The 6,256-nt window shown below is 66.3% G+C and carries 9 protein-coding genes; 6 read left to right on the forward strand and 3 right to left on the reverse strand.

Annotated features, from left to right (window positions below; all coding sequences use genetic code 11):
* On the reverse strand, positions 1-301 hold a 301-nt coding region (locus PHA29_RS10110), incomplete at its 3' end, for a helix-turn-helix domain-containing protein (protein WP_270849500.1).
* A gap of 198 nt (positions 302-499) precedes the next feature.
* Here PHA29_RS10110 and PHA29_RS10115 point away from each other — a divergent pair.
* The 4 genes from PHA29_RS10115 (at position 500) to PHA29_RS10130 (ending at position 2,228) form a co-directional block, all read left to right on the forward strand.
* Positions 500-1,204: a metalloregulator ArsR/SmtB family transcription factor gene (locus PHA29_RS10115; protein WP_270849501.1), complete on the forward strand. Its 705-nt coding sequence runs from the start codon at positions 500-502 to the stop codon at positions 1,202-1,204.
* 29 nt (positions 1,205-1,233) lie between these two features.
* Positions 1,234-1,359, forward strand: a complete 126-nt coding sequence (locus PHA29_RS10120; RefSeq protein ID WP_270849503.1) for a hypothetical protein — start codon at positions 1,234-1,236, stop codon at positions 1,357-1,359.
* A gap of 232 nt (positions 1,360-1,591) precedes the next feature.
* Positions 1,592-1,753 carry a hypothetical protein gene (locus PHA29_RS10125; protein ID WP_270849504.1) on the forward strand — a complete coding sequence of 54 codons (162 nt, stop codon included), beginning with the start codon at positions 1,592-1,594 and terminating at the stop codon, positions 1,751-1,753.
* Between the two features lie 313 nt (positions 1,754-2,066).
* On the forward strand, positions 2,067-2,228 hold the full coding sequence (locus tag PHA29_RS10130) for a helix-turn-helix domain-containing protein (protein WP_270849506.1): 162 nt from the start codon (positions 2,067-2,069) through the stop codon (positions 2,226-2,228).
* A 45-nt stretch (positions 2,229-2,273) separates the two neighbouring features.
* Here the strand turns inward: PHA29_RS10130 and PHA29_RS10135 are convergent, their stop codons facing one another.
* Entirely contained in the window at positions 2,274-2,552 is a 279-nt protein-coding gene (locus tag PHA29_RS10135; protein ID WP_270849508.1) for a hypothetical protein, read from the reverse strand.
* Here PHA29_RS10135 and PHA29_RS10140 point away from each other — a divergent pair.
* Positions 2,527-3,804, forward strand: a complete 1,278-nt coding sequence (locus tag PHA29_RS10140) for a PBSX family phage terminase large subunit (RefSeq protein WP_270849510.1) — start codon at positions 2,527-2,529, stop codon at positions 3,802-3,804. The two genes, PHA29_RS10135 and PHA29_RS10140, sit on opposite strands and share 26 nt — an antisense overlap.
* On the opposite strand, the gene PHA29_RS10145 is transcribed toward PHA29_RS10140, so the two are convergent.
* Positions 3,801-4,448 carry a hypothetical protein gene (locus tag PHA29_RS10145; RefSeq protein WP_270849512.1) on the reverse strand — a complete coding sequence of 216 codons (648 nt, stop codon included), beginning with the start codon at positions 4,446-4,448 and terminating at the stop codon, positions 3,801-3,803. The two genes, PHA29_RS10140 and PHA29_RS10145, sit on opposite strands and share 4 nt — an antisense overlap.
* 297 nt (positions 4,449-4,745) lie before the next feature.
* Between PHA29_RS10145 and PHA29_RS10150 the strand changes: the two genes are divergently transcribed.
* Positions 4,746-6,256 (forward strand): hypothetical protein (locus PHA29_RS10150; protein ID WP_270849513.1); only part of this gene is annotated, 1,511 nt, incomplete at its 3' end.

The following is a 6,256-nucleotide window of genomic DNA, read 5'->3' on the forward strand; positions in this document are numbered from 1 at the left end:
CCCAGTCCGGGCACCCGCCCGCCCGGCACATCCTCGCGCAGGACGAGCACTTCTTCCCGCAGTCCGGGTCGCACAGGCGCCGCACGGCGCACGCCTTCCTGTGCGCGCACCGGTTGCGCAGGCTCGGGTTCGAGCTGGTGCCGTCGTTCCTGCGGTTGCGCCTGAGCTCGCGCGAGACGCTCGTCGCGTCGATGTCGAGCTCCGCGGCGATCTGCGCCATCGACCTCCCCTCTATCACCCGGTTCTCGATGGCCACGCGCATCTCGAACGTGATGTGCGAATAGTGCCTGCTTGTCGGCATGGCAACCGTCCCTTCCCGCGGCGGGCGGGCATGCCGACATGCTACACGAGGGGAGCTGGGGAGCTGCCAGACTTAGCGCAGGCAAGTCTGCACTAAGTTTGGCAATCAAGGGCGTCGTATCGATGGCTTTCGATGCATTATACATCGAAGACAGTCGATGTATAATCGAACCATATGAACGGAGGACGGAGGATTGCCATGGGTTCAAAGCAGGTGCGGAAGGTCCGAGTGGCGTTCGTCTGCACGCACAACGCGTGCCGGAGCCAGATGGCGGAGGCGATCGCGCGCGAGCTGGCGGGCGCCTCGATTGAGCCGTGCTCGGCGGGGACCCACCCTGCGGAGCGCGTCAACGCCGATGCGATACGGGTGCTCCAGCGCCGCTACGGCATCGACGCCACCGGCCTGCACCCGAAGGCGCTGACCGGGATCGAGCAGGTCGACGTGGTCGTCACCATGGGATGCGGCGTGCGATGCCCCGCGCTGCCCTGCGCCTACCGGGAGGATTGGGGGCTCGAGGACCCCACGGGCAAGGGCGATGATGCGTTCGAGGCGTGCGCGCGTGCGATCGAGGAGAGGATCCGCGACCTTGTGCGGAGGATCGACCGCGCCGAGATCCCCGGGGTTTCCGCTCCCCTGAGCGCCGAGGTCATGCGCGCGCTCGCTGATGAGAACCGCCTCGCGATCATAGGGGCGCTGGCCGACGACGGCGAGCTGTGCGCATGCAAGATCCTCGAACGGCTCGACATCGGCCAATCGACGCTCTCCCACCACATGAAGATCCTCGTGGACTGCGGCCTCGTCTCCGCACGAAAGGACGGCCGCTGGATGCACTACCGCCTGGATAGGCGCAGGCTGGCAACCGTCGGCGCCGCAATCGCCGCGTTGGCGGGCGACGAGGGGTAACGGGAACGGAGGGAGATGATTCTGCAGGGGTGATGAGGGAGCACCCGCTGGCAACGAGTTCCAAGCGCAAGTTCATGCGACAGAAGCGCTTCGGAACCTCCAACGTGCACCACACCCGCATCGAGAACGCGCTCTTGGGGCACTGCTGGGACTGACTGCTGGAGCGGTTCCGGAAGTCTCGCAGCTTCAAGCGGGGGTGCCATGCCGAGACGCAGGCTAAGACGCCCCTGGCGGCTGGTGAGGGCGGGCGCCCCTGCCCATGTCTCAACGTCTTGACGGGGATGAGACGCAGAAGATTCTCACGCGTGGGCGGTGGAGATACGGGCGAGCCGGATCCATTGCTCGCTCACCGTGCAGACGGTGTGCCCGAGCTGCGGGGCGGTGGGCGTGAAGATCAACCGTCAGACGGGCATGTGCCGCCGGTGCACCGAGGAATACCACCTAGAGCAGGAACGGGCGTTCAACGAACAGCTTGAGCGCGAGCGGGCGGCGTGCGAGGAGTCCACCGAACTCGCCGACGTTAGGCGTGAGTGGGACAAGATGCGGTAGCGGAACTCTCACCTGTGCGGGAAGTACGGGCTCAAGGGGAAGCGGAAGCGAGTCTAGAAATGGTGGCGGTGTCCGGAGTCTAACCGGAATGGCATCGGCCCTGTAAGCCCATGGTGAATGCTACGACCACCGCCGCCTAGCCATGTCGCCACCAACGCAAAAAAGTCTGGGAGAACAGAGACAACCCTGCTCATAAGTCCACCTCCTTGAACGAGTTCAAAAAGGTAGAGGCCGAACTCCACCATGGCGCCAACAAGCAATAAGCAAGTTCATTTTACTGCGCCGCACTTGTGACGGCATCTGAGAATCCACCGTGAAGGAATCTATGACGCTCACGGGGGCGATGGGCTTGGCGAGGCGGGCGAAGCTGACGCAGGAGATGGTCGACGAGGCGATCCGCCTCAAGGCGGACGGGCTCTCGAACGGCGACATCATCTGCGCGCTGGGCATTCATGAATCAACGTTCTACCGCTGAATCGGGGAGCCGAAGACGAAGCTGCAGCGCGAGTTAAGCGAGGGACTAAAAAAGGAGGAGTCGGCGTTTAAGCGGACGCTGCTCACGACCATCCGCGCGGCTGCGCTCGCGCGCAACCAGTACTGGACGGCGGCGGCGTGGCTGCTCGAGCGCAAGTACCCCGACGAGTTCGGCAAGGCCGAGCGCCAGCGCGACGACGCGAAGGCGGACGCCGCGCCCAGGATCGTGCTCGGCGTGGTGACGCAGCCGGTGCAGGAGAAGCTGCCGGGATTCGACCAGACGGCGGAGGGGCGCTCCGATGGTTGACGCCTCCTCGCTCGTCATCCCGCGCTTCCACGACGTGCTGGGCGACGTGATGGCCCACGGGCACACGCACTACTGGCTGCACGGCGGGCGCGGATCCACGAAGTCGAGCTTCATCAGCGTGTGCATCGTGCTGCTCCTCCTGGCGCACCCGGAGGCGAACGCGGTGGTGGTGCGCAGGTTCTCGAACACGCTGCGCGACTCCGTGTTCTCGCAGATGACGTGGGCGATCGCGGCGCTGGGGCTCGACGCGTGGTTCCGGGCGCGCATCTCGCCGATGGAGCTGACGTACCTGCCCACGGGGCAGCGCATCGTGTTCCGGGGCGCGGACGACCCGCTGAAGCTCAAGGGCGTGAAGTTCGCGCGCGGCTACGCGGCGGTGGTGTGGTTCGAGGAGCTCGACCAGTTCGACGGCATCGACGCGGTGCGGAGCATCCTGAACTCGCTGCGCCGAGGCGGCGACGACTTCTGGATCTTCTACAGCTACAACCCGCCGCGCACGCTCTGGAGCTGGGTGAACCGCGAGGAGCTGGAGCGGGAGCGGCGAGCGGACACGCTGGTGCGGCGGAGCTCGTATCTCGACGTAATCGAGAGCCACCCCGAGTGGCTGGGCGCTCCGTTCGTTGAGGAGGCGGAGTACCTGCGCAGCGTCGACGAGCGGGCGTGGAGGAGCGAGTACCTGGGCGAGGTCACGGGCACGGGCGGCTCGGTGTTCGACAACGTCGTCTCCGTGCGCCTGTCCGACGCGCGGGTGCGGGGCTTCGCGCGCACGCGATGCGGGGTGGACTGGGGCTGGTTCCCCGACCCGTGGCGGTTCGTGCGCTGCGGGTGGGAGCCTGGCGAGCGGCGGCTCACGATCTTCGGCGAGCTGTCGGCGAACAGGAAGACGCCCGCCGAGACGGCCGAGCTGGTGCGCGGGGCGCTCACCTATGCGGACGGGCCCGGCGAGGACGCCTACCTCCACGACGAGCTGATCTGGTGCGACGACACGCCCGACGGCAAGCAGAGCATGGCGGTGTGGCGGCGCGAGGTGGGGCTGCGCGTGCGGCCGGCGAGGAAGAGCAACATGCGGCGGCTCTCCTACGAGTGGCTTGCGGGGCTGCGGGAGATCGTGATCGACCCGGAGCGGGTGCCCCTGGCCTACGAGGAGTTCACCCTCAAGGAGTACGACCGCGACCGCGACGGGACGTGGCTCGACGACATCCCGGATGGCAACGACCACTCGATTGATGCGGTGCGCTACGCGATGATGGACGACGTGCTGAGGGGCTAGGCCATCTTCGCGAGCGTTCTTCTCGCCATGTCCTTGATCTGCTCTGGGGAGAGGCCGAGAGAGTTGTGCGCGAGCCTCTTCGGGTTCATGTCGAGCACCATACGGAGCCACTCGGCGTGGCGTTCCGTGGAGCTGGCATAGGAGCTCATGCGGGGCTGGAGCGTCTTTGCGTTCTGCCAGTTGAGGTGGCTTGCGTCCACGTGATCGTGGTAGGCGCGCGAGACGAACCAGGATGCCCCCATCGTGCGAAGCTTCTTCTCGTCCGGCGAGTCCGCGACCTTGGTTTTCTTCGCTGCTGGTGCGGTCGTGGGGCGGGGCTCCGGGCCCCGGGCGGGCTTCGTCGTGGCGGCTGCCTGCCCCATCGTGGAAAGTGCTCCTCTCGCAAGATCCTTCACCTCCTCGCCAGTGAGGTCGAGGTCGTTCTTGGCGAGCAGGATGGGGTTCATGTCAAGGATGGCGCGGAGCCACTCGGCATGGTGCTCGGTGGAGTTGGCGTAGGCGCTCATGCGCGACTGGAGGGTGCTGGCACCCTGCCAGTTGAGGTGGCTTCGATCAACGCGATCGTGGTAGGCGCGCGAGGCGAACCAGGAGGCTCCCATGGTGCGGAACTTCGCGGAATCAGGGCCCTCTGTCTGCATCGACATCTTTCTCTCCATTCCTCGGCTCTTCCGGTGAAGCTAACGCTAGCACGCAGCCTGCAGTAAGTGAAACATCCTTAAGGGTTGGATGCGGATGCACGTTTTAGCAGGTAGAACGCCTGTAATTGAATGTGTGCGATTTGTGGACGGGCTCGATTGTTATCTCCGCCCTTCTCGCCTAATTAAGCCAGCGAATTCAGTTGGGTACTGAATTTCGGACGGTTCTTCTCGCCGGGCGCTCTTGTTCTTTGCGCTTGTGACGGGCGCTTGTAATGGAGGCGTTCGGACGAAGAGAGGACTGGCATGGGAGTGAACGAGGTCGAGTTCTGGGTGCCGGAGTGCGTGAGGGCGTGGCTGGGGTCGCTGGGGTTTCGGCTGCCGCTGGGGGACATGGAGCCGTGGATCCGGTCGTGGGACCGGTGGATGCGGGCGCTCGGGGACTTCTATGACTATCGCGATACTGATGGCGTGGGGCGGGTGTACGAGGTGCACCGCAGGAGCATCCACCCGGCGATGCGGGTGTGCCGGGAGTGGGGCTCGCTGCTCCTCAACGACAGGGCGCAGGTGGCGTGCGAGGCGCAGGAGTGCACGGACTGGCTCGCGGCGTGGATGGCTCGGACGGGGTTTCTCGCCAGCGCGCAGGAGTGCGTGGTGCGGGCGTTCGGCCTGGGGACCGGGGCGTTCGCCCTGTGGGTGGACGCGGGGTCTCGCGAAGTGCGCGTGCGGCGCTACGACGCGCGGATGGTGGTGCCGCTCACGTGGGACGAGGAGGGCGTCACCGAGTGCGCGTTCGTGACGCGGGCGTTCTTGAGGGGACGTGCCGTCGACCAGGTTCAGCTGCACCTGAAGGGTGCTGCCGACGCGTTCTTCTCGCCAAGCGAATCATCCGGAGGGGCTTCGGCGGCGGGACCTTCTCGCCTGACTGACGATGAAAGCGAGGACACGTATCGGATCGTCACGGCGTGCTTCGACCGGGACGGCAACCGCGTCGAGCCGGAGGGCGTGTGCCCGGTGTACGACACGGGCTCGGTATGGCCGACCTTCTCGATAGTCAAGCCCGCCATAGACAACACGCGCGTGGACATGTCGCCGTACGGGCAGTCGGTGTTCGCGGACGCGGTTGATGCCATTCAAGCCGTCGACCTCTGCTACGACGCGATGATGTCGGAGATCGACAACGGGAAGATGCGCGTGTTCCTCTCGGACGTGATGTTCGACGTCGAGCGCGACGGCAAGGGCGGGCGCGTCTCCATCCCCTTCGGGCGGCAAGACTGCACCGTGTTCAGGAAGGTCATGTCGACCGAGGACACGATCCACGAGTTCGCTCCGACGCTGCGCACCGAGGCGCAGGCGCGGGCGTTCAGTGTCGCGCTGCAGACGCTCGGCGACCTCTGCGGGTTCGGCATCAACTACTTCGACCTGGAGAACGTCGGGTACGTGAAGACGGCCACGGAGGTGTCGGCCGACAACTCGGCGCTGATGCGCAACATCAGGAGACACGAGCGTGCGCTCGAGGGCGCGATTGCGGGGATCTGCCGGGCGCTCATGGCGGCTGAGCGCAGGCTCGGCGTGGGGCTGCCCGACGAGGGGCTCGTGCGCGTGACGTTCGACGACAGCATCATCACGGACACGGCGGCGGAGAAGCGCCAGGACATGGAAGAGGTGGCGGCGGGGCTTCTGGAGCCATGGGAGTACCGCGCCAAGTGGCGCGGCGAGGACGAGGCGACGGCCCGCAGGGGCGCCGCCCGGTCGGGCACCGGCGACGCCGGGCGCGGGCGAGCCGGATCTGCCAGCGCCGGGACCGACGGCGCGGA

It is taken from the genome of Candidatus Collinsella stercoripullorum, assembly GCF_027669965.1.
GTDB lineage: Bacteria > Actinomycetota > Coriobacteriia > Coriobacteriales > Coriobacteriaceae > Collinsella > Collinsella stercoripullorum.